This is a genomic window from Mycobacterium sp. E2497 (assembly GCF_001668695.1).
Lineage (GTDB): Bacteria > Actinomycetota > Actinomycetes > Mycobacteriales > Mycobacteriaceae > Mycobacterium.
Genome location: NZ_LZKD01000115.1, coordinates 1 through 1,372, shown reverse-complemented (window position 1 = coordinate 1,372; position 1,372 = coordinate 1). Strand labels below are relative to the sequence as shown.

The following is a 1,372-nucleotide window of genomic DNA, read 5'->3' as shown; positions in this document are numbered from 1 at the left end:
GTCGACATTCCGATCGACCAGCTGCCGTCGCTGCCGCCGTTGCCTGTTGACTTGCGGGCGCGTTTGGACGCTGCGCTGGCTAAGCCGGCTGCTCAGCAGCCGAGTTGGCCGGCCGATGAGGCGGCGGCGATGCGCACGGTTTTGGAGAGTGTGCCGCCGGTGACGGTGCCTTCGGAGATCGTGCGCTTGCAGGAGCAGCTGGCGCAGGTCGCTAAGGGTGAGGCGTTTTTGTTGCAGGGTGGCGATTGTGCGGAGACGTTCACCGACAACACTGAGCCCCATATCCGGGGCAATATTCGTGCGTTGTTGCAGATGGCGGTGGTGCTGACTTATGGCGCCAGCATGCCGGTGGTCAAGGTGGCCCGTATCGCGGGCCAGTACGCTAAGCCGCGCTCGGCTGACATCGACGCTTTGGGGTTGCGGTCCTATCGCGGGGACATGATCAATGGCTTCGCCCCGGATGCGGCCGCGCGTGAGCATGACCCGTCGCGGCTGGTGCGGGCTTATGCCAATGCCAGTGCGGCGATGAACCTGGTGCGGGCGCTGACGTCGTCGGGGCTGGCGTCGTTGCATCTGGTGCATGACTGGAACCGGGAGTTCGTTCGGACGTCGCCGGCCGGCGCGCGTTATGAGGCGTTGGCCACTGAGATCGACCGGGCCCTGCGCTTCATGAGCGCCTGCGGTGTGGCCGATCGTAATCTGCAGACCGCTGAGATCTATGCCAGCCATGAGGCTTTGGTGCTCGACTACGAGCGGGCGATGCTGCGGTTGTCGGAGAGCGAGGATGGGGAGCCGCAGCTGTTCGATCTGTCGGCGCACACCGTGTGGATTGGTGAGCGGACCCGTCAGCTCGACGGTGCGCATATCGCGTTCGCGGAGGTGATCGCCAACCCGATCGGCGTGAAGATCGGCCCGACGATGACCCCGGAGCTGGCGGTCGAATACGTGGAACGGCTTGACCCGCACAATAAGCCCGGCCGGTTGACGTTGGTGAGCCGGATGGGCAACCACAAGGTGCGCGATCTGCTGCCCCCGATCGTCGAGAAGGTGCAGGCCACCGGTCATCAGGTGATTTGGCAGTGCGACCCCATGCACGGCAACACTCACGAGTCGTCCAACGGGTACAAGACCCGCCACTTCGACCGCGTGGTCGACGAGGTGCAGGGCTTCTTCGAGGTGCACCGCGCGCTGGGCACCCATCCGGGTGGCATCCACGTCGAGATCACCGGTGAGAACGTCACCGAATGCCTCGGTGGGGCGCAAGACATCTCGGACCTGGACCTGGCCGGGCGCTACGAGACCGCGTGCGACCCGCGGCTGAACACCCAGCAGTCGCTGGAGCTGGCGTTCCTGGTCGCCGAAATGCTGCGCG

1 protein-coding gene is annotated in these 1,372 nt (G+C 65.3%); it reads left to right on the top strand.

Going from position 1 to position 1,372, the window contains the following annotated elements:
• Window positions 1-1,372 (top strand): class II 3-deoxy-7-phosphoheptulonate synthase (locus A5713_RS08950; RefSeq protein WP_068094696.1); only part of this gene is annotated, 1,372 nt, incomplete at both ends.